Origin of the sequence: Candidatus Pelagibacter communis (assembly GCF_001180165.1) — a bacterium.
Lineage (GTDB): Bacteria > Pseudomonadota > Alphaproteobacteria > Pelagibacterales > Pelagibacteraceae > Pelagibacter > Pelagibacter ubique_P.
In genome coordinates this window covers 1-21827 of record NZ_CVSQ01000006.1, presented here as the reverse complement: position 1 = coordinate 21827, position 21827 = coordinate 1, and the positions used below count along the sequence as shown (strand labels likewise).

At 28.6% G+C, this 21827-nt stretch carries 24 protein-coding genes; 15 read left to right on the top strand and 9 right to left on the bottom strand.

Going from position 1 to position 21827, the window contains the following annotated elements; translation table 11 throughout:
* Positions 1 to 48: 48 nt before the first annotated feature.
* Genes rpsM through AMN88_RS00530 form a run of 5 tightly spaced genes read left to right on the top strand, consistent with a single transcriptional unit; the run spans position 49 to position 3283 of the window.
* Positions 49 to 432: a 30S ribosomal protein S13 gene (gene rpsM / locus AMN88_RS00550; RefSeq protein WP_075535960.1), complete on the top strand. Its 384-nt coding sequence runs from the start codon at positions 49 to 51 to the stop codon at positions 430 to 432.
* Between the two features lie 2 nt (positions 433 to 434).
* On the top strand, positions 435 to 884 hold the full coding sequence (gene rpsK / locus AMN88_RS00545) for a 30S ribosomal protein S11 (RefSeq protein WP_075535959.1): 450 nt from the start codon (positions 435 to 437) through the stop codon (positions 882 to 884).
* Positions 884 to 1912, top strand: a complete 1029-nt coding sequence (locus tag AMN88_RS00540; protein ID WP_075535958.1) for a DNA-directed RNA polymerase subunit alpha — start codon at positions 884 to 886, stop codon at positions 1910 to 1912. The genes rpsK and AMN88_RS00540 overlap by 1 nt, the downstream gene beginning before the upstream one ends.
* On the top strand, positions 1912 to 2355 hold the full coding sequence (gene rplQ / locus AMN88_RS00535; protein ID WP_075535957.1) for a 50S ribosomal protein L17: 444 nt from the start codon (positions 1912 to 1914) through the stop codon (positions 2353 to 2355). Before AMN88_RS00540 ends, rplQ begins: the two co-directional genes overlap by 1 nt.
* A 10-nt stretch (positions 2356 to 2365) precedes the next feature.
* A complete protein-coding gene (locus tag AMN88_RS00530) occupies positions 2366 to 3283 on the top strand; it encodes an RluA family pseudouridine synthase (RefSeq protein ID WP_075535956.1) in 918 nt (305 codons plus the stop codon).
* On the opposite strand, the gene lipB is transcribed toward AMN88_RS00530, so the two are convergent.
* Positions 3261 to 3878, bottom strand: a complete 618-nt coding sequence (gene lipB / locus AMN88_RS00525) for a lipoyl(octanoyl) transferase LipB (protein ID WP_075535955.1) — start codon at positions 3876 to 3878, stop codon at positions 3261 to 3263. The two genes, AMN88_RS00530 and lipB, sit on opposite strands and share 23 nt — an antisense overlap.
* Positions 3879 to 3939: 61 nt before the next feature.
* On the opposite strand from lipB, the gene mgtE reads away from it, so the two are divergent.
* A complete protein-coding gene (mgtE, locus tag AMN88_RS00520; RefSeq protein WP_075535954.1) occupies positions 3940 to 5313 on the top strand; it encodes a magnesium transporter in 1374 nt (457 codons plus the stop codon).
* Positions 5314 to 5315: 2 nt separating this feature from the next.
* On the opposite strand, the gene panC is transcribed toward mgtE, so the two are convergent.
* On the bottom strand, positions 5316 to 6161 hold the full coding sequence (panC, locus tag AMN88_RS00515; protein ID WP_075535953.1) for a pantoate--beta-alanine ligase: 846 nt from the start codon (positions 6159 to 6161) through the stop codon (positions 5316 to 5318).
* 4 nt (positions 6162 to 6165) lie between these two features.
* On the opposite strand from panC, the gene AMN88_RS00510 reads away from it, so the two are divergent.
* Both AMN88_RS00510 and AMN88_RS00505 read left to right on the top strand, forming a co-directional pair.
* The gene (locus AMN88_RS00510) at positions 6166 to 6981 is read left to right on the top strand and encodes a sugar phosphate nucleotidyltransferase (RefSeq protein ID WP_075535952.1); all 816 of its coding nucleotides are present in this window, start codon (positions 6166 to 6168) and stop codon (positions 6979 to 6981) included.
* Positions 6978 to 8276 (top strand): UDP-glucose dehydrogenase family protein, encoded by a 1299-nt coding sequence (locus AMN88_RS00505; protein ID WP_075535951.1) that lies wholly within the window; start codon positions 6978 to 6980, stop codon positions 8274 to 8276. The genes AMN88_RS00510 and AMN88_RS00505 overlap by 4 nt, the downstream gene beginning before the upstream one ends.
* 2 nt (positions 8277 to 8278) lie before the next feature.
* On the opposite strand, the gene AMN88_RS00500 is transcribed toward AMN88_RS00505, so the two are convergent.
* The 7 genes from AMN88_RS00500 to ruvX are packed head-to-tail and all read right to left on the bottom strand — an operon-like array spanning position 8279 to position 14925.
* Positions 8279 to 8740 (bottom strand): RidA family protein, encoded by a 462-nt coding sequence (locus AMN88_RS00500; protein WP_075535950.1) that lies wholly within the window; start codon positions 8738 to 8740, stop codon positions 8279 to 8281.
* 9 nt (positions 8741 to 8749) lie between these two features.
* On the bottom strand, positions 8750 to 8998 hold the full coding sequence (locus AMN88_RS00495) for a hypothetical protein (RefSeq protein WP_143323649.1): 249 nt from the start codon (positions 8996 to 8998) through the stop codon (positions 8750 to 8752).
* Positions 8995 to 11580, bottom strand: a complete 2586-nt coding sequence (gene topA, locus AMN88_RS00490; RefSeq protein ID WP_075535948.1) for a type I DNA topoisomerase — start codon at positions 11578 to 11580, stop codon at positions 8995 to 8997. Before topA ends, AMN88_RS00495 begins: the two co-directional genes overlap by 4 nt.
* A 37-nt stretch (positions 11581 to 11617) precedes the next feature.
* On the bottom strand, positions 11618 to 12196 hold the full coding sequence (plsY, locus tag AMN88_RS00485; RefSeq protein ID WP_075535947.1) for a glycerol-3-phosphate 1-O-acyltransferase PlsY: 579 nt from the start codon (positions 12194 to 12196) through the stop codon (positions 11618 to 11620).
* Positions 12197 to 12198: 2 nt separating this feature from the next.
* A complete protein-coding gene (pyrC, locus tag AMN88_RS00480) occupies positions 12199 to 13485 on the bottom strand; it encodes a dihydroorotase (RefSeq protein WP_075535946.1) in 1287 nt (428 codons plus the stop codon).
* Positions 13486 to 14427 (bottom strand): aspartate carbamoyltransferase catalytic subunit, encoded by a 942-nt coding sequence (locus AMN88_RS00475; protein ID WP_075535945.1) that lies wholly within the window; start codon positions 14425 to 14427, stop codon positions 13486 to 13488.
* A 42-nt stretch (positions 14428 to 14469) separates the two neighbouring features.
* A complete protein-coding gene (ruvX, locus tag AMN88_RS00470) occupies positions 14470 to 14925 on the bottom strand; it encodes a Holliday junction resolvase RuvX (RefSeq protein WP_075535944.1) in 456 nt (151 codons plus the stop codon).
* 50 nt (positions 14926 to 14975) lie between these two features.
* Here ruvX and gatC point away from each other — a divergent pair, with 50 nt between their 5' ends.
* From gatC to AMN88_RS00435, 7 genes are read left to right on the top strand one after another with little or no spacing between them, the layout of a single operon-like run.
* The gene (gene gatC / locus AMN88_RS00465) at positions 14976 to 15263 is read left to right on the top strand and encodes an Asp-tRNA(Asn)/Glu-tRNA(Gln) amidotransferase subunit GatC (protein ID WP_075535943.1); all 288 of its coding nucleotides are present in this window, start codon (positions 14976 to 14978) and stop codon (positions 15261 to 15263) included.
* Positions 15263 to 16720 (top strand): Asp-tRNA(Asn)/Glu-tRNA(Gln) amidotransferase subunit GatA, encoded by a 1458-nt coding sequence (gene gatA / locus AMN88_RS00460; protein WP_075535942.1) that lies wholly within the window; start codon positions 15263 to 15265, stop codon positions 16718 to 16720. The genes gatC and gatA overlap by 1 nt, the downstream gene beginning before the upstream one ends.
* A complete protein-coding gene (gene gatB / locus AMN88_RS00455; protein ID WP_075535977.1) occupies positions 16717 to 18180 on the top strand; it encodes an Asp-tRNA(Asn)/Glu-tRNA(Gln) amidotransferase subunit GatB in 1464 nt (487 codons plus the stop codon). Before gatA ends, gatB begins: the two co-directional genes overlap by 4 nt.
* Positions 18181 to 18185: 5 nt before the next feature.
* Entirely contained in the window at positions 18186 to 18836 is a 651-nt protein-coding gene (locus AMN88_RS00450; protein WP_075535941.1) for an O-methyltransferase, read from the top strand.
* Positions 18836 to 19741, top strand: a complete 906-nt coding sequence (locus AMN88_RS00445; RefSeq protein ID WP_075535940.1) for an oxygen-dependent tRNA uridine(34) hydroxylase TrhO — start codon at positions 18836 to 18838, stop codon at positions 19739 to 19741. The genes AMN88_RS00450 and AMN88_RS00445 overlap by 1 nt, the downstream gene beginning before the upstream one ends.
* A gap of 14 nt (positions 19742 to 19755) precedes the next feature.
* Positions 19756 to 21093, top strand: a complete 1338-nt coding sequence (locus AMN88_RS00440) for an MATE family efflux transporter (protein WP_075535939.1) — start codon at positions 19756 to 19758, stop codon at positions 21091 to 21093.
* 12 nt (positions 21094 to 21105) lie between these two features.
* Positions 21106 to 21639 (top strand): thermonuclease family protein, encoded by a 534-nt coding sequence (locus AMN88_RS00435; protein WP_075535938.1) that lies wholly within the window; start codon positions 21106 to 21108, stop codon positions 21637 to 21639.
* Positions 21640 to 21827: the final 188 nt, after the last annotated feature.

The window sequence follows — 21827 nt, the reverse complement described above, 5'->3', positions numbered from 1 at the left end:
ACTTTGATTAATCTTCTTATATAAAAGGCACAATTTATCACAAAAATTATGGCTCGTATCGCAGGTATAAATATTCCACAGAACAAACTTGTTCATATAGGTTTAACTTATATTTATGGAATTGGTAATAAATTCTCTCAGCAAATTTGTTCATCTTTAGAAATTCCAAGAGCTAAAAGAGTAAATGAATTAACAGATGAAGAGATTTTAAAAATTAGAGAGTATATAGATCAAAACTTCAAAGTAGAAGGTGATTTAAGGAGAGATTATTCGTTAAGTATTAAAAGATTAATTGATCTGGCTTGTTATAGAGGAACAAGACATAGAAAAAAATTACCTGTTAGAGGACAAAGAACTAGATGTAATGCAAGGACAAGAAAAGGTAAAGCAATTGCTATTGCTGGAAAAAAATTAACACCAACTAAAAAATAGTCATGGCTAAAACTGATAAGATTGATAATAAAGATCAAAAAGTAGAAAAGTCTACTAAGAAAAGTGTAAAAAGTTCTTATTCAAAAAAAAAGAAAGTTAAAAAAAATATTTTAAATGGAATTGCATATGTGCAATCAACATTTAACAATACTATCATTTCCATTGCTGATACAAATGGAAATGTAATTTCTTGGGCGTCGGCTGGACAAAAAGGATTTAAGGGATCAAGAAAATCTACTCCTTACGCTGCACAGATAGCAGCTGATGCTGCAGCTTCGAAAGCTCTTGAGTACGGAATGAAAACTTTATCTGTTGAAGTCAAAGGACCTGGATCAGGAAGAGAAACAGCTTTAAGAGCATTGCAAGCTAGAGGATTTAAGATTTTGTCAATTAAAGACACTACGCCTATGCCTCATAATGGAACTAGACCACCAAAGAAAAGGAGAGTTTAATGGAAGTCGAAAATGTTAATGTAAAAAATTGGAAGTCATTAATTAAACCATCTAAATTAGATGTTCAAATAAGTGATGACTTAACTCATGCAAAAATTGTAGCTGAGCCTTTAGAAAAAGGTTATGGATTAACTTTAGGAAATTCTCTAAGAAGGATTTTATTATCCTCAATAAGAGGAGCTGCTGTAACATCAATTCAAATTGACGGTGTTTTACATGAATTCACTTCAATAAAAGGTGTTAGAGAAGATGTGACTGATATCGTTTTAAACGTAAAGTCTTTAGCATTGAAAAGTAATTCTGAGGGTACAAAAAAATTAATTTTAGATGCAAAAGGACCTGGAGAAATTAAAGCCTCAGATATAGCTCCAGTTGCAGATGTTGAGATTTTAAATCCTGATTTAGTTATTTGTAATTTAGACGAAAACACTACTTTTCATATGGAGATGAATGTTAATACAGGCAAAGGATATGTTCCTGCAGAGCTAAATAAACCTGAAGAGCCACCATTAGGCCTTATTGCTATAGACTCGCTTTATAGTCCAGTTAAAAAAGTTTCATATTCAGTAAGTACTGCTAGGGAAGGTAAAGCATTGGATTATGATAAGTTGACTATGGAAGTTGAAACTAATGGATCAATTTCAGCTGAAGACGCTGTAGCTTATTCAGCTAGAATTTTCCAAGATCAACTTAAAATGTTTGTGAATTTTGATGAGCCAGTTGAAGCTCCTCTAAAAGAAGTTTCTACTGAACCTGAATTTAACAAAAACCTACTAAGAAAAGTAGATGAGTTAGAGTTATCAGTTAGATCAATGAACTGCCTAAAAAATGATAATATAATTTATATCGGCGACCTAGTTCAAAAATCTGAAGGTGAAATGTTAAGAACACCTAATTTTGGGCGAAAGTCATTAAATGAAATAAAAGAGGTTTTAACTGGTATGTCTTTATATTTAGGAATGGAAATACCTAACTGGCCACCAGACAATATTGCAGAAATGTCTAAGAAATTGGAGGAGGCAATTTAATGAGACATGGCTTGGTAAACAAGAAGTTAAATAGAACATCAGAGCACAGAAAAGCTTTACTTAAAAATATGCTCAACTCTTTGATTAAGTATGAGCAGATCAAAACTACTTTGCCAAAAGCTAAATTTTTAAAACCTCAGGCGGATAAAATAATAACATTAGGAAAAAAAGAAACTTTACAGACAACTAAAATGTTGGTTTCGAAACTACAAGATATTAAATCAGCTAATAAAGTTAAAAAAACACTTTCTAAAAGATATCAAGATAGAAAAGGTGGTTACACAAGAATAATTAAAGCTGGATTTAGATATGGCGACAATGCTCCAATGGCAATAATTGAGTTTGTTGATAGAGATGTTGAGGCAAAGAGAGTTGATAAACCAAAAAAAGATATAACTAAAGAATCTCCAAAAACGGAAGAGAAAAAAAAAGCTACAGCTTAAATCTTAAATCATGAAAAAATCTTACATCGTTGATTCAACGTGTAATGATATGCGTTTGGACAGATGGATAAGATTAAAAATTGGAAAAATTCCACAAGGACTGGTTGAAAAATATTTAAGAACAGGAAAAATAAAACTAAATAGAAAGAAAGTCAAAAGCTCTTTTAAAGTAAAAACAAAAGACGAAATAAATATATTTAACATTGAATTTAAAGAAACAGTTCAGCAAAAAAAAATTAAGTTTTTACCATCAAGGGAAATTATAAAATCAAATGAAGATCAAATTATTGAAAACAATGACAATTTTGTTGTTTTAAATAAAGCTTCTGGCATATCAGTTCAAGGTGGAACTAAATCAAAAAAAAATCTAGTTGATATTTTTGCAAAAAGTGAAATTTTTGAAGGAACAAAACCTTATTCTGTTCATAGATTAGATAAAGATACTTCTGGAGTTTTTATTATGGCCAAGAACAGAGAGAGTGCTCAATTGCTTACTTCTTTATTTAGACTAAGAAAAGTACACAAAACTTATTTAGCTATATGCCAAGGCGAAATTAATAAAAAATCTGGTGTATGGAATGATGATTTAATTAGGTACGACGGTGATAAAAAAATAATTGAAAAAGCAAAAACAATTTTTAAAGTTATTGATAGAAATTCTGAAGCAACTTTATTAGAATTAAAACCCATTACCGGACGAAAACATCAGTTAAGAAAACAGTTATATTCAATTGGAAATCCTATATTTGGAGATGCAAAATATAAATTATCAAATTCCAATAAAGGAATTAATAAAAATTTAATGTTACATGCCTATCAAATTAAATTTAAAATTAACGATGTAAAACATACTTATTCATCATTGTTACCAGATTATTTTAAAAAACTTTTAAAATCTAAAAGACTTAGATTTTCAAATTTGAAATAAAATTTTTAATTAATATATCACTTAGATTTGAGTAATCCTGATCCAAAATATTTTTTAAATTAGTTACTCCTTTATCTGAAATACCACATGGTATAATTTTTTTATAATTTTCTAGATCATTATTTATATTTATTGCAAAACCATGATAGGCAATCCATTTGCTAACTCTAATACCTATTGCAGCAATTTTTTTAACTTCATTATTATATTTATGCCATATGCCTATATTATCTTTATCTGGAAAAGTTTCTATCTTATAAAATTTCAAAGTTTGAATTATTGTTTTTTCGATAATTGTTATAAATTTTCTGATATCTTTTTTTTTCCTTAAATCTAAAACAAAATAACAAATCAATTGACCTGGCCCATGGTAAGTAATTTTACCACCTCTATTCGTTTCTAATATTTTAATGGATTTATCAATAATCTCACTATCTTTATAGGAAGTTCCTGCAGTAAAAACTTCATTATGCTCCAAAGTCCAAATTAATTCTTGCTCATTATTTTCATATAAATCCTTTAATCTTGACTCTAGTATATTAATAGCATCAAAATAATTTACTGGTTTTATTGACTTTTTGATCTCTATGTCCATTTATAATTTGTATTATCTTTATTATGTATTAATAGTGCAAATCTAAATTATAGGTAGATTTATGTCTTTAACTAAAAAAACTAAAGATAAAAAAGTAAATTTTGAATTTAATAAAGAATATATAAGAGTTGTTACTAGTAAAATAGCTAACAATGACGCTAAATTTATTACCAATTCATTTAATGAAATGCACCCTGCTGATGCTGCAGATATTATCGAGCACCTTAGTGAAGGGGATAGAGAAAGTTTAATTAAATTAAATAATTTTAACATTGATCCGGACGTTTTTGTTGAATTAAATGAATCTATTCAATCAGAAATCATAACTTATTTGTCCTCAGACTCTATAGTTAGAATTTTAAAGGGTCTCGAATCAGATGATGCAATATCTATATTGGAAAATGTTCCTGAAGAGGATAAAAATGCAATTCTTAGTTCTTTACCACCAAAAGATAGATTTGCTTTATTAGAAAGCTTAAGCTATCCAGAAGACACTGCTGCCAGACTTATGCAGCGTGAATTTACAGCTATACCAAGTAATTGGTCTGTAGGTCAAACAATTGACTATTTAAGAGAAAACCAAGATTTACCAGAAGAGTTTTTAGAAATTTTTATTGTTAATGAAGATTTTAATCCAATAGGCACTGTTCCTTCATCAAGAGTTTTAACAACACCTCGAGATACTAAAATGGCAACAATTATGTCTGAATCTCAATTATTAATTCCTGTTGAAATGGATAAAGAGGAAGTTGCCAACTTATTTGAAAATTACAATTTGAATTCGGCCGCTGTTGTGGACAAAAACAACAAATTAGTCGGTATGATTATGAACGATGACGTTTTAACAGTCTTGAAAGAAGAAGCTGAAGAAGATGCTTTAAGATTAGCAGGGGTAGGAGATGAAGAAATTACTGATGGAGTTGTAAAAAAAACAAAGAGAAGATTCAATTGGCTTTTGCTCAATCTATTTACCGCTTTTCTAGCTACATGGTGTATTAGTTTATTTGGAGCAACAATCGAACAAATGGTAGTATTAGCTTTCTTGATGCCTATTGTGGCTTCAATGGGAGGAAATGCTGGAATGCAAACACTTGCAGTTACAGTAAGAACTATAGCTACAAATGATTTAACTCAAAATAATTTCTCATCTAATGTATTTAAAGAATTTTCTATTGGTATTTTAAACGGAATTATATTTGCAGCAATAAGTGCTTTAATTGTACAGATATGGTTTCAGGATAGTATCCTTTCTTTAATCATAGCAATATCAATGGTACTTACAATGATTATAGCTGGATTATTTGGTATATTAGTTCCTTTTACCCTTAAAAAAATGAATATAGATCCAGCGATTGCCTCAAGTGTTTTTGTGACAACAATTACAGATGTTATTGGATTTGTTTCTTTTTTAGGTGTTGGGGCTTATTTTTTATAAAATTAGATATTGTCTATCAATCTGACATTATTTAAATAATAAGCAATAAATAATCTTGAGTTATTCATTTTTTTTGAAGTTTTTAAATTTTTTTTATTTCTTAATTCTAAATAATCAATTTTGATTTTATAATTATTTATTAATTCTCTTTTTTTGTGATTTAAAAAGTTTAAGATATTTTTTTTCTTTTTAATATTTTTTTTAATATTCACTAATTGTTTATAAATATTTGCTGCAACTTCAAAATTTAATTTATTTAAATGGAAATTTCTAGATGATAAAGCTATATTGTTCTTATCACGAACAGTTTTACAGGGGATAATTTTTGCTTTGTATTTTTTTTCTAATCTTTTTTTAACCAAGTATAATTGTTGGAAATCTTTTTCTCCCATAAATATTTTTTTTGGCCTAACGATTTTAGTTAGTCTTTCCATAACATCTAATACTCCTTCAAAATGACCTTTTCTGTATTTAGCACAAAGTATTATATCTTTTTTGTTTAATTTGATTTTAGATTTATTTTTATTTTCATAAATATCTTTGAATCTTGGAAGATAGACAAAATCAACTTTTTTTGTTTTTTTTAAAATTTTTAGATCTTTGTTAATATTTCTAGGATAAGATTTTAAATCTTTCTTATTATTGAACTGCTTGGGATTAATAAAGATGCTAACAATTGTGATTTTACAAAGTCTATTTGATTTATTTATAAGTGATAAATGACCTTTGTGTATACCTCCCATTGTGGGCACAAAACCCAAGTCATTAAATGGCCTTAATGATTTATATAATGAAGAATTGTCTAATAAAATTTTCATTTGTATTAAAATATTTAATAAGTAAAACATTTAAATGATTAAACAAGCAATTATTCCTTTAGCTGGTTTAGGTACAAGGTTGCTGCCTTTAACCAGTGTTTTTGCTAAAGAGCTCTTACCTATAAACGGAAAGCCTGGAATTGAATATATTGTCGACGAATGTATTGATGCAGGAATTAAAGAAATAGTTTTTATAATATCTACCAAGAAACAAATGATTAAAAAATATTTTTACAGTGATAATTTTTATAAAAATATTATTAAAAAAAAGAAGGATCAAAGAATAATTAATGAGTATAAAAAAATATTAAAATATAAAAAAAAAATTAAATTTGTTTATCAAAATATTCCTAAAGGCACAGGTGATGCTGTACTTAAAACACAAAAATATATTAAAAATAAATATTTTTTAATGTTGTTGCCTGATGATTTAATAATAAAAAAAAATTGCTCAAAAGCAATGATTAAAGTTCATAAGAAATATAGTGCTTCTGTAATGGCGTCTATGAAAGTAAATAAAAGAACTGTATCAAGGTGGGGAATTTATAAATTAAATAAAAAATTAAATAAAAGAAATTATATAATTAATGGTGTTGTAGAAAAACCATCTATTAAAGATGCACCATCAAACAATGCAGTTATAGGAAGATATATACTGCCACGAAAAATTTTTAAAGAACTTAAATCATTAAAGCCAAGCAAGGGAAATGAAATTCATATAACAGATGCAATTCAACAATTAATAAATAATAAAGAAAAATTTGTTGCGCATAATTTTGAGGGAAAATATCTTGATTGTGGAACAATGAAAGGTTACATCAACTCTTCAAAAGTAATAGGTAAATTATGAAATTATGTATGATCGGTACAGGTTATGTTGGTTTAGTTAGTGGTGTTTGTTTCTCTGACTTGGGTAATGATGTTATTTGTGTGGATAAAGATGATGTTAAAATTAATAATTTAAAAAAAGGTATTATCCCAATTTATGAACCAGGTTTAGAAGAATTAGTTTTAAAAAATTATAAAAACAAAAGACTTAATTTTTCAACAAACTTAAAAGAAGCTGTTAAAAAATCTGATATTATTTTTATATGTGTTGGAACTCCGTCTAAAAAAAACAGTAATAGTGCTGATCTAAGCCAAGTTTATATGGCAGCAAGAGAAATCTCAAAATCTATAAATAAATTTAAAATTATAATAAACAAATCTACAGTTCCTGTAACAACAGGTGATCATGTAGAGAAGATTATTGCTAAAAAAGTAACTAGAAAATATTTCTCAGTAGTTTCAAATCCAGAATTTTTAAGAGAAGGAGAGGCTGTTAGAGATTTTATTTATCCTGATAGAGTTGTTATAGGAAGCAATGATAAAAAATCTGAAAAAATATTAAAAAATTTATATTCTCCGTTAATTTCTAAAGGTGCAAAATTTGTATCTACAAATAGACGAGCTGCAGAATTAATTAAATATGCTTCAAATGCTTTCCTAGCAACAAAAATTACATTCATTAACGAAATTGCGAATCTATGTGAAAAAACAGGTATTGACGTTGAGGATATTTCTATTGGTATTGGTCTTGATAAAAGAATTGGAAGTAGATTTTTAAGAGCAGGACCGGCATATGGAGGATCCTGTTTTCCAAAAGATACTAAAGCAATTGTTTCTACTGCTGATAAATTCAAAACTAATTTATCTGTTATAAAAAGTGTTATTAAGTCAAATGAAGATAGATCAAGTATATTGCATAAAAGAGTTAGCTTAATATTGAAAAATAAAATAAAAAATAAAAAAATAGCATTTTTAGGAGTAACATTCAAAGCCAATACTGATGATATGAGAGACTCTTCTAGTTTGAAATTAATTCCTTATTTATCTAAAAGAGGTGCTAAAATTAAATACTATGATCCAACTGGCTCTAAAAAAGAATTTAATAAATTAAATAATGTTAAATTTTCAAAATCGATACAAGGCACTGTTGAAGAGTCAGATTTAATAATCATACATACAGAATGGAATGATTTTAAATCAATTAATTTTAGAAAATATTCTAAAAACAAAGATCTTATTATTTATGATATGAGAAATATTTTTTCTCCCAATAAAATTAAAAAAATGGGTTTTAAATATTTTGGTATTGGAAGGTAGGATTAATTTAATTCAAAAATTGCATCCACCTCAACCGATACTCCTAGTGGCAAACTATTTGTGCTTACTGCTGCTCTTGTGTGCATTCCAGCATCACCAAATATTGCAGCAATTAAATCAGAAGCACCATTAATTACTTTTGGTTGTTCAATAAAATCCTCAGTTGAATTAACAAAACCTGTTAATTTTACGCATGATTTAATTTTAGATAGATCACCATCACAGGCTACTTTTGCTTGAGCAACAATACTTAATCCACATCTTTTTGCAGCTTCATACCCATCTTGAGTTGTGAGTTCTTTACCAACTTTGCCTTTTATTAAATCACCACTATCTGCAATTGAAATTTGACCTGAAATAAACAGGAGATTCCCAGTAATTTTTGTTGCAACGTAAGAGCCAACTGGTGGCTTAGCTTCTGGAAGTTTTATTTTGAGTTCATCTATTTTTTTTTGAAAATTCATGAGTTAACTTTACTTTTTTATTTTATTTTTAACATTATCAATAAGTTTTTTTGCACCTTCAGTTACTTGCTCTGTTTTTTTCGCAGAGCCTTCTTTTATCTGTTGATTTTTTTTGTTTGCAGTTTTTTTTATATTTTCAGTAGTGCAGAGGATATATTCTTTTGACAGTTTTTTCATTCCTGAGCAATCATTTTTTTCAGCTAATACAGGCATGAAATTTAATAAACAAATTGCCATTATTACTAATATTTTTTTCACTTTTTTTTTCTTCCTCTCGATTTTTTATTTTTATCGTATTCTCTTCTTTTCTCAATAAGGATCAAGGCTTCTTCCATTGTTAGTTCTACTGGGTCTTTTTCCTCTGGTATTGTCGCATTTAGAGATTTATATTTAATGTATGGTCCATATTGACCTTTCATGATTCGGACTGGTTTTTTATCTTCAGGATGTTCTCCCAAATCTTTTATGATTGATGAAGACATTCTTCCAGGTTTTGCTTCAGCTATTAATGTAATAGCTCTATTTAAACCTATAGAAAAAATTTCCTCTACGTTTTCTAATCTAGCTGATTTATTTTCACATTTTAAATATGGTCCAAATCTACCTGTATTTAAGGTAATTTCTTTTTGATTTTCTGGATTGACACCCAACGATATAGGTAACGAACATAGAAATTTTGCTTTATCTATGTCAATACTTTCTAATTCAATTCCTTTTGGTATAGATACATTTTTCAATAGTTCATTTACCTCAGGTTTCTTTTTCTTGGTTTTTTTTCTTTTTTTAGGTTTTTCTTCTTCGATATTCTCCTCAAGAACCTTCTCATACTGAAGATAAGGACCAAATCTTCCATTTTTTAGAAAAATATTGTTTCCATTTTCGTGTTTTCCAAGAAATTTTGGTTCCGCTAGTTGTGACTGAGCAGCCGCTTTAGCTTTTGATAGTGGTCTAGTAAATTTACATTCAGGATAGTTTGAACATCCAATAAAAGCACCTCCTCTAAAACTATTTTTTAAACTCAGCGAACCTGTATCGCATAACTGACATTTTCTAACTATCTTTCCTTCTTTATCGGTATCAAATATCAATGCTCCTAAACTTTCATTTAAAAGATCTAAAACTTCTCTAGTTCTTTTTTCTTTTACTTCTGTAACATTGCTATTAAAGTCTTTCCAAAACATCTCTAAAACTTTTAACCAACTTTCTTTTCCAGAAGTTATTTCATCTAGCTGATCCTCTAGTCCAGCTGTGAAGTTATAATCCACATACTTTGAAAATAGTTTTTCTAAAAACGCAGAAATTAATTTACCTCTGTCAGTTGGGTAAAATCTTTTATTAACTATTTCTGCATAACCTCTATTTGCTATTGTTGAAATTATACTTGCATAAGTTGAAGGCCTACCAATTCCTAACTCTTCTAATTTTTTAACCAAACTCGCCTCAGAGTAACGTGGGGGAGGTTGGGTAAAATGTTGTTCATCTACAAGAGCTTCTATATTAATTGATCCTTTTGACATTTCAGGTAAAATTTGCTCATCATCATCTTTGCTTTGATTTGAATAAACTTTTAAAAATCCATCAAATTTTAAAACTGATCCGCTTGATTTACATATAGTTTTACCATCTTCAGATTCAATCGTTATTGTATTTCTATCAAATTTTGCTGTTTCCATTTGAGACGATAGAGCTCTAGACCAAATTAAAGAATATAATTTTTGCTGGTCAGAGCTTAAATACTTTTTAACAGCATCTGGATTTCTATTGATATCAGTCGGTCTTATTGCTTCATGAGCTTCCTGAGCATTTTTTGCTTTTTTTCCCGAGTAATTATTTGGATTTTCTGGCAAATATTCGTTTCCATATTCTTTTTTAATAAAATTTCTAAAATCAGAGACAGCATCAGCTGATAAATTAGTTCCATCCGTTCTCATATAAGTAATTAACCCAACTGTATCTCCTTCAATTTCTATTCCTTGATAAAGTTTTTGTGCTATTTGCATTGTTCTTGATGCACCAAACCCCAATCTACTTGAAGCAACTTGCTGAAGTGTTGAAGTAGTAAATGGTCCTGAGGGATTTCTACTAACAACTTTTGAGGAAATATCAGTTATGTTAAATATTTTGGTCTGAATATTGGAAATTGCCTTTTCAATTTCTTCTTTATTTTTAAATGAGAATTTTTCAATTTTTTCTCCATCCAGTTGAGAAATACTTGCTGTAATTTTGCTTTTGTTTTTATCCTGAAAATTAATACTTAAAGTCCAAAATTCTTCAGGTTTGAATAATTCAATTTCATGTTCTCTTTCAGTAATTAATTTAAGTGCAACAGACTGAACTCTACCTGCTGATTTTGATCCAGGTAATTTAGTCCACAGTATTGGTGATATATTAAATCCCACCAAATAATCTAATGCTCTTCTAGCCATGTATGCATCAACTAATAAGGGCTCAATCTGTCTTGGATTTTCAATACCATGTGTTACAGCTTTTTTTGTTATTTCATTAAATACTACACGTTCAATTTCTTTATCTTTTAAAAGTTTTTTTTCATCCAAATATTCTTTTACATGCCAAGCTATAGCCTCTCCTTCACGATCTGGGTCGGTAGCAAGAATTATTTTCGAAGAATCTTTTGCAGCATCTGTAATTTCTTTAAGATATTTTTTTGAAAAGCTATCAACTTCCCATTCCATTTTAAAATTTTGATCTGGATCAACGGATCCATTTTTTGAAGGAAGGTCTCTAATATGACCATAGCTTGCTAAAACTGTATAGTTATCACCTAAATATTTATTAATTGTTTTCGCTTTAGCAGGGCTTTCAACTATGACTAGATTCATAAAATAACAAACTACTCAAAAGAGTTTGATAGTCAAATTAATAAATTTTTGTCTTAGTTTCTTCTTTATTTTTCAAGCGTTTAATATTTTCTCTGTGGGTAAAAAATATTAAAATAAACATTATTACGTAGAAAAATACATTTTCTAAACCCTCTAAAATTAAAATATAAACTGGTATAGAAAGTGATCCTATCAACGAAGCTAAAGATGAATATTTAGAAATAAAAAAAATTATTAACCAACAAATACCAAATACTAAACCAAAAATAATATTTAAAGAAAAAAGTATCCCAACATATGTAGCTACACCTTTGCCACCTTTAAATTTTAACCAAATAGGAAACACATGACCTATAAAAGCACATAAAGCTGATATATATACTGCGTCAGGGAAATTAATTTTTACGTATAGAACAGGTATTACAGCTTTTAATACATCAAGTATTAGTGTCGAATAACCAATTAGTTTATTACCAGTTCTTAGAGCATTTGTTGCGCCAATATTACCAGAACCGATTTCTCTAATATCTTTTTTTAAAAATATTTTAGTTAAAATTAATCCAAAAGGAATTGATCCCATTAGGTACGAGATTATACCTATTATAAAAAGTTCCATTTTTATATTTTAAATAATTCTATACCTTTTACAAATGTATTGGTTACTTTTCCTTGAAGTTTCTTATCTTCAATTGAAGTATTTTTAGATTTAGAGATTAAATTTTCTTTTTTTACAATCCATGGTTTATTGATATCTACTATACAAAAATCTGCATCATTACCTATAGACAAGTTACCTTTATTAATATTCAATATTTTTGCTGGATTAGAGGTTAAGGCTTGAATTATAGTTTCAAGTTTTACAGAACCATTATGAAACAATTCTAAACTTAAAGACAATAATGTTTCAATACCAGATGAACCTGTTGCAGCTTGAGCAAAAGTTAATCTTTTAGATTCTTCATCTTCAGGTTTATGGTCTGAAACAATCACATCAATAGTTTTATCTTTTAATCCTTGAACTAAAGCTTCTCGATCTTCTTCTCTTCTTAGTGGAGGCGACAATTTTAAAAAAGTTCTAAAATCTCCAATATCGTTTTCATTTAATGAGAGATTATTTATTGATACACCGCAAGTAAATTTAACATTTTGTTTCCTTTCTTTAATTATATCTACAGATTTGCCTGCTGATAATTGAGATATATGATATCGACATTTAGTTTTTTCCAAGAGAGTAAGATCTCTTTCAATTATAATTCTTTCAGCAATATCTGGTATGCTTGATAAACCTAGTTTTGTTGCAATGATTCCAGAATTAATCATTCCATTTTGAGCTAAGTCAAAATCTTCAGCATGTTGCATTACAAGACATCCCAAATCTTTAGCTGAATTCATAATTCTAGACATAAGTCTAGTATTTTGAATTGTTTTCACCCCATCAGTAAATGCAATAATTCCTTTTTTAGCTAGTAAACCAAATTCAGTCATATTAGTACCATCAGTGTTTTGAGTTAATGAGGCGCAAGGAAAGATATTTATTTTTGATTTATCACGTCCTCTTCTTTTCAAAAAATCTACTATAGAGACATTATCTATAATTGGATCTGTATTTGGCATGGTTACTACGGAAGTTACTCCACCAGACAATGCAGCATTACTCAAGGTTCTAAAATTTTCTTTATATTCATATCCTGGCTCGCCCACAAAAACTCTCATATCCACTATGCCAGGAAATATATATTTACCCTTTAAGTCAGTAGGCTTTTCTCTAGTTGGTAAATTATTTGTATTTACCTTTTTTCCTATTGCTTCTATCTTTCCGTCTTCTCCAATTATTAATCCACCATTTTCATTTATGGAATTATGAGGATCTATAATGTTTGCATTTATAAAGTATTGTTTTTTCATTTATTCACAAAATATTTTTAAACATGCCATTCTTACAGCAACACCTAATTCAACTTGTTCTTTAATTACACTCTTGTTTATGTCGTCAGCTAATCTTGTATCAATTTCAATTCCTCTATTCATTGGACCAGGATGCATAATTAGAGCATCTGATTTTGCATGATCAAGTTTGTCAGGAGTCAATCCGTAATATTCGTAGTACTCTCTATTAGATGAAAGATATGAACTAGTCATTCTTTCATTTTGCAATCTGAGCATCATCACAATATCACAATCTTTGAGACCTTTTTTCATATCAGTAAAAATATTTACACCAAATTTTTCAATTTCTTTTGGCATCAGATTAGATGGAGCTACTATGTTAACCTCAGCTCCTAACATTGTAAGAAGATAAATATTTGATCTAGCTACTCTTGAATGAAGTATATCTCCACAAATAGCGATTCTTAATCCTTGAATTTTTTTTTTTCGATTTCTAATTGTTAATGCATCTAATAATGCTTGGGTAGGGTGCTCACGTCTACCATCACCAGCATTTAATACGACACAATTAACTTTTTGAGATAATAGATTACATGCACCAGAGTCTTGATGTCTGATAACAATTATATCAGGATGCATTGCATTTAAAGTCATTGCCGTATCAATCAAAGTTTCACCTTTCTTAATTGCAGAGTTACCCATATTCATTGACATAACATCCGCACCAAGCCTTTTTCCAGCAAGTTCAAATGAGCTTTGAGTTCTTGTTGATGGTTCAAAGAATAAGTTTATTTGTGTTTTACCTCTTAACACATCAATTTTTTTATTTTTACTCTGATTTAATTTTATAAAAGCTTCTGACTCATCAAGGATATAATTTATATCATTAACTGATAAATCTTGGATACCTAACAGATGTTTTTGTGAGATTTTAATAGCTTTATTGGTTTTAATTGCCATTAAAATTAACTCTATAGCTTTTAAGCCCCTAAATGGCAAGGATTAATTATTTAAATAATCTATAGCTCCTTGAAGAATAAATGCAGCTGCGTTTTGATCTATGTTTTTTTCACGCTTAGAAACATTAATATCAAGCTGGCTGGATAGGTTAAATGCACCAACGGTTGAAAGTCTTTCATCCCAAAGACAAACATCTACATCAATATTTTTGTCTATATTTTTAGACACATCACTTACTGATTGAGCAGAAGGACCCAAGGTACCATCCATGTTAATTGGATATCCGATGATAATTCCTTTAATATTGTTTTCTTCTATTATTTTTTTTAATTCATTGATTAGATCATCATTATTGGTTTTATTGATCGTTTTATAGGGTGTGGCTATTGACTGTTTTTCATCACAAATTGATACACCGATTCTTTTTGAACCAAGATCTAAACCAATCAATCTAGAGGTTTCAGACTGTTTTTTTTTGAATTCTTCAATAGTGATCATATTGTATATTTTAAACTTAAGTGATAGTTTGCGACTTATTTAAATACCATATGAGCATCGATCTTAAAACAATAAAGCATATATCCAAACTATCAAGAATTTCTGTAGATGAGAAAAAAGCAGAGAAACTTGCAGGAGATTTAAATTCAATTTTCGATTTTATTGAAAAACTTAACGAATTAAAAACTGACAATGTTGAACCATTAACTTCTGTTGCTGAAACAACTCTAAAACTAAGATCAGATGAAGTAAAAAGTAAAAACTTAAGAGATCAAGTAATAAAAAATTCTCCTAATGAAAATGAAGATTATTTTGTAGTACCAAAGGTAATTGAATAATGTCAGATATAACCAAACAATCATTATCTGAGTTAGTAGAAAATATAAAAAGTAAAAAACTTTCCTCAAGTGAAGTTACTAAAGCATTTGTTGAAAGATCAGAAAAATCAAAAGAATTAAATGCATATATAACTGAAGATTATACAAATGCTTTAAGTAAAGCAAAAAAGTTTGATGAAAAACCCAATCTTGATCTGAAATTGCCTGGCATTCCAATGGCTGTAAAAGATTTATTTTGTACAAGAGATTTAAGAACTACGGCGGGTAGTAAGATTTTAAATAATTTCGTTCCAACTTACGAGTCAACAGTTACACAAAATATTTGGAATGAAGGAGCTATCCTAATGGGTAAATTAAATTGTGATGAATTTGCAATGGGTTCATCTAATGAAACTAGTTTTTTTGGTAATGTACAAAACCCAATTGATAAAAATTTAGTTCCAGGAGGATCCTCTGGTGGATCGTCTTCTGCTGTAGCAGCTCAATTAACGCCAATAACTATTGGAACAGATACAGGTGGATCTATAAGACAGCCGGCTTCATTTACTGGGACTGTCGGATTAAAACCAACTTATGGTAGTTGCTCTAGATACGGAATTGTAGCATTTGCATCATCCCTAGATCAAGCTGGTCCAATGGCACAAAATGTTAAAGATTGTGCATTGTTACAGGAGGTTATTAGTACTTATGATGAAAAAGATTCTACATCTATAGATTTTAAAAGAAACGAGTACAGCAAAGAATTAACAAAAGATATTAAAGGAAAAAAAATAGGAATACCCAAAGAATATAGAGTAGATGGCATGCCTAAAGAAATAGAAGACCTATGGAAAAAAGGTATTGAATATGCAAAAGATTGTGGTGCTCAGATTATCGATATATCTCTACCTCATACTAATTATGCACTACCAACTTATTACATAGTAGCACCAGCTGAGGCCTCATCTAATTTGGCTAGATACGACGGTGTTAAATACGGTTTTAGAGCTGAAGGAGAAAATCTTATTGATATGTATGAAAAAACTAGATCTGAAGGATTTGGTGCTGAGGTTCAAAGAAGGATAATGATTGGAACTTATGTTTTATCTTCAGGATATTATGATGCTTATTATCTTAAAGCACAAAAGGTAAGAAAACTTATTAAAAATGATTTTGATGATGTTTATAAAAAAGTTGATGCAATTCTAACCCCATCCACTCCAAGTTCAGCTTTTAAAATTGGTGAAAAAACGAATGATCCGGTTTCAATGTATTTAAATGATATTTTTACTGTTCCTGTAAATTTAGCAGGTTTACCTGGAATTTCTATACCTGCAGGCCACGATGCTAAAGGATATCCATTAGGATTACAGATAATTGGTAAAGCTTTTGATGAACAAAATATTTTAAACATTGCATATGCCATGGAAGAAAAAATTAATTTTAAAAACAATATTACTGATTGGTGGATAAAGTGAGTAAGAACAAATCTGAATATCTAATTAATAGACATGATAATCAATATGAAGTTGTCATTGGTTTAGAAGTTCATGCACAAGTTACATCCCAATCGAAATTATTTTCAACATCAGCAACCAAATTTGGAGCTGAGCCAAATACTCAAGTAAGTTTAGTTGATGCGGCCTTTCCAGGAATGTTGCCAGTAATAAACGAGTATTGTGTAAAACAAGCTATCAAAACAGGAATTGGTTTAAAAGCTAAAATCAATAAGAGATCAGTCTTTGATAGAAAAAATTATTTTTATGCAGACTTACCTCAGGGATATCAAATCTCACAATTTAAAGATCCAATTGTAGGTGAGGGCAAAGTAATACTTGATATGCCAGATGGTCAAAAAGAGGTAGGTATAGAAAGGTTACACTTGGAACAAGATGCCGGTAAAAGCGTTCATGATTTAGATCCTAAAAATACTTTTGTAGATTTAAATAGATCAGGTGTGGCTTTAATGGAAATTGTAAGTAAACCTGACCTAAGATCCCCAGATGAAGTAAATGCATATATTAAAAAATTAAGATCTATAATGAGATATTTAGGTACTTGTGATGGAAACATGCAGGAAGGATCTTTGAGAGCCGATGTAAATGTATCTGTTAGAAAAAAAGGTTCAAAAGAGTTTGGAACCCGATGTGAGATAAAAAATGTTAACTCAATAAAGTTCATGCAGATGGCAATTGAATACGAAGCCAACAGACAAGTAGATTTAATTGAGGAAGGTCAAACGATTGATCAAGAAACTAGACTTTTTGATACTAAAAAGAATGAAACTAGATCAATGAGATCAAAAGAAGATGCTCATGATTATAGATATTTTCCAGATCCAGACTTATTACCATTAGAAGTTTCAGATGATTTTATTGAAAATTTAAAATCAGAAATTCCAGAGCTACCTGATGAAAAGAAAAAAAGATTTATAGAAAAATTCAAGTTATCTCCTTATGAAGCAAACATTTTAGTTTCTGATATTGAAACATCAAATTACTTTGAAAATGTAATTAAGAAGTCTGATGTAAAACTTGCAACAAATTGGATAATTGGTGAATTATTTGCAGCGTTAAATGAAAAAAATTTAGAAATAACTGAAAGTCCTATAAGCGCTGGCAATTTATCAAAATTAATTAATTTAATTAAAGACGGAACAATTTCCGGAAAAATTGCAAAAACAGTTTTCGAACAAATGATGGAAGGCGACAAAGATCCTCAGAAAATTGTTGAAGAAAAAGGTTTAAAACAAGAGAGTGATCCAAAAGCACTCGAGGCACTGATAGATAAGGTTATTGATGATAACAGAGACAAAGCTACCGAATATAAATCAGGTAAAGTTAAATTATTTGGTTTCTTTGTAGGTCAAGTAATGAAAGTTTCTGGTGGAAAAGCAAATCCTCAATTAGTTAATGAGATTTTGAAGAAAAAACTTTAGAATTTATGGGTTCAGACCTAAATATAACTAAAGAACTCCAAGAGTATATTTTAAGTCATGGATTTAATTTACATCCAGTCCAAAAAGAAATAATTGATTACAACGCTTCTCTTGGCGACATCAAAAGAATGCAAATCTCAATTTCACAAAGTCAATTTCTGCATTTAATTATAAAAATTTCAAATATCAAAAAAATTTTAGAGATAGGTACATTTACTGGTTTAAGTACACTATCCATGGCTTTGGCATTATCAGACGACAGCAAAATAATTGCTTTAGATAAAAATGAAGAAACTAATAAAGTTGCAATAGATTTTTTTAAAAAAGCTAATCAAGATCATAAAATAAAAACATTAATTAAACCTGCTTTAGAAAGTTTAGATGAAATTAAAAATGAAAAGTTTGATTTAGTTTTTATTGATGCTGATAAAATGAATTATATTGAATACTATGAACGTTCTTTACAATTATTGAACAAAAATGGTCTAATTATCATTGATAATGTTTTATGGTATGGAGAAGTTGTGAATGAAAACAATAATGATAAATTTACCAAATATATTAAAGAGTTTAATAGTCATATTTCAAAGGATACAAGGGTTGAAAAGTTAATAATTCCTCTTGGTGATGGTATGACTGTTTGTAGAAAATTATAATGTTTGAAGTAGTTGGTTTTTATAAATTTGTCAAAATTTCTTATCTAAAGAAAAATCAAAAAGTTTTATTTGAAACTTTAAAGATGAAAAATATTAGAGGTACTATAATTATTTCCAAAGAAGGTGTAAATGGAACTATTTCTGGTAAAGCCGCAGACATTAAATTCACTATTAATAATTTAAAAAGAACTTTTAAATTTAAAGAATTTAATAGTAGTAATGTGTCTAGAAGCTCATTCCAACCATTTCACAAACCTAAAGTAAAAATTAAAAATGAAGTTATTCCTATGAATTTAATTTTAAATAAAAGAATAAAGAAAAAAGATAGCCATGTAGATCCAATCAAATGGAATAAGTTGATCAAAGAGAAGAATACTGTTCTTATAGATGCGAGAAAACCATTTGAGTACGATGTTGGAACATTTAAAGGAGCAATCAATCCTGATGTTGATAATTTTAGAGATTTTCCAAAATATTTAAAAAAATTAAAAAAAAATCAACCTATAGCTATGTTTTGTACTGGTGGAATTCGTTGTGAAAAGGCGTCAGTGTATTTGGAAAAAAAAGGTTTTAATAACATTTATCAGTTAAATGGTGGAATTTTAAATTATTTGAAAAAAACTAATAAGAAAAAAAGTTTATGGAAAGGTGAATGTTTTGTTTTTGATAACAGAATAAGTTTAAAACATGGTCTAAAAGTTGGTTCTTACTCAATGTGCAGTGGTTGTAGGAAGCCTATTTCTACTAAGGATAAAAAATCAAAAAAATATGAAGAGGGCGTTTCATGTCCAAATTGTCACGATAATCTAACAGATGATCAAAAATCAAGATTTAGAATGAGACAAAAACAAATTAATCTTGCTAAAGAAGTGGGAAAAAGACATATCTTCCAAAAAGAGTATTAACAAATCTTAAATTAATGAATTTATTAAAAGACGAAGTTTCATTGTTAGTAAGAAAACTTGCTGTACCAGCAAGTGTAGGAACCTTATTCCAAACACTTTATACAATCGTAGATACTTTTTATGCAGGAAAAATATCGCCAGAAGCCCTATCTGCTTTGAGCAAGTCTTTTCCTATATATTTTTTGATAATCGCGACATCCATTGGAGTTACAGTAGCGGGAACATCATTGATAGGCAGCAGTATTGGAGAAAAAAACGAAAAAAATGTTTTAGGTTATTTTGGAAATGTAATCATTTATTCGATTATAGTCTCGGTAGTTGTATCTATTTTAGGGTTTGCTTTTGGAGAAAAGATATTCTTCTTAATGAATTCCTCTCAAGAAGTAACAATTCTTGGACTCGAATATATAAATGTAATTTTTTTAGGTACGATATTATTTATTTTAGTTGTAGCATTGAATTCATTCTTACATGCAGAAGGAGATACTAAAACTTACAGAAATGTACTAATATTTTCTTTTTTCTTAAATATTATTTTAAATCCAATTTTTATATTTGGTTTTTTATTTATACCACCATTAGGAATAACTGGTATTGGGATAGCAACTTTAATTGCTCAATTTGTATCTTTGTTGGTTATTTTGATAAAAATATTAAATAATCAAAGAATTAAACAAATAACTATAGACCATTTCAAAGCTAAATTTTTTTTCTTAAAAAATATTTTTTTTCAATCTATGCCAATTACAATTGCCATATTAGGGTATTCTATTGCTGCAACAATTGTTTTTACATATGTTGGTTTATTTGGTGAATATGCTGTAGCAGGGTATGGATCTGCCACAAGAATTGAGCAAGTAGTTTTGTTACCAATATTAGGAATAAATACAGCTATAATTTCTATAATAGCGCAAAATATTGGTGCAAAATATTACGATAGAGTGGAGCAATCCTATTTTATCTCAATAAAATACGGTCTATTTATAATGATAATCGCTGGTGTAGTTATTTTTTTAAGTGCTGAGATTGTTCCAAAATTCTTTTCTTCAAACCCAGATGTAATTATGCATGGCTCGATGTACCTTAAGATTTCTGCATTTATTTTACCCGCTTATCCAATATTTTTCTTATCAAATGGATTTTTTATGGCATTAAAAAAATCTGAAAAAGCCATGGTTAATAATATTGCCAGAAATATTATAGTACCAGTTTTATCCTTTTATATTGCAAAGTATTTAAATGCAGATTTTAAAACCTTTTTTTACATTTGGGCTATTTTTCAATGGTTGATATCATTGATACTTCTATTTTATGTTAAATATTATATTAAACATAAATTAGCTAGTATTTAGAATTATTTAAAAATGTTTTTTACAAAAAGAAAAGCAATATTATTATTTATAATCTGTTTAATATTTTTCTTTCTAACTTACCAGGATGTAAAATCATCAGAAATTACTTCTGTTACAGGTTATGCTAAAGTTACAGATGGAGATACTATTAAAATAGATACATTTAAAATAAGGCTTGATGGAATAGACGCACCTGAAAAGAAACAAAAATGTAAAAGACCCTATCTTACAATTTTTATCTTTACATTTTTTGAAGATTATTCTTGCGGTCAAAAGTCTACAGAAGCATTAATCAAGAAAATAAATAACCAAAAAATTACATGTAAAATTTCTGATATCGACTACTTCAAAAGACTTATAGGTGAATGCTATAAAAGAAAAATTAATTTAAATGCATGGTTAGTTTCCAATGGTCATGCAGTTGCTTTTAGAAAATATTCAAAAAAATATGTATCTCAAGAAATACTTGCCAAACAAGAAAAGAAGGGAATATGGCAAGGAAAGTTTGATATGCCATGGGATTATAGGAGATCAAAAAAAAATTAATTAATTAGAATTAATTATTTTTACTTACCAACTTTAATTTTGAAGATTAATTCTTTAATTTTTTTATCGTTTTTTGAACCAATTATTCTTACTTCAGCACCACTTTTTGGAACAAAAATAACAAATGAAAAACTATTATCACTATTTATAATTTCTTCTTCGTCATTAATCATAATTTTATCAATTTT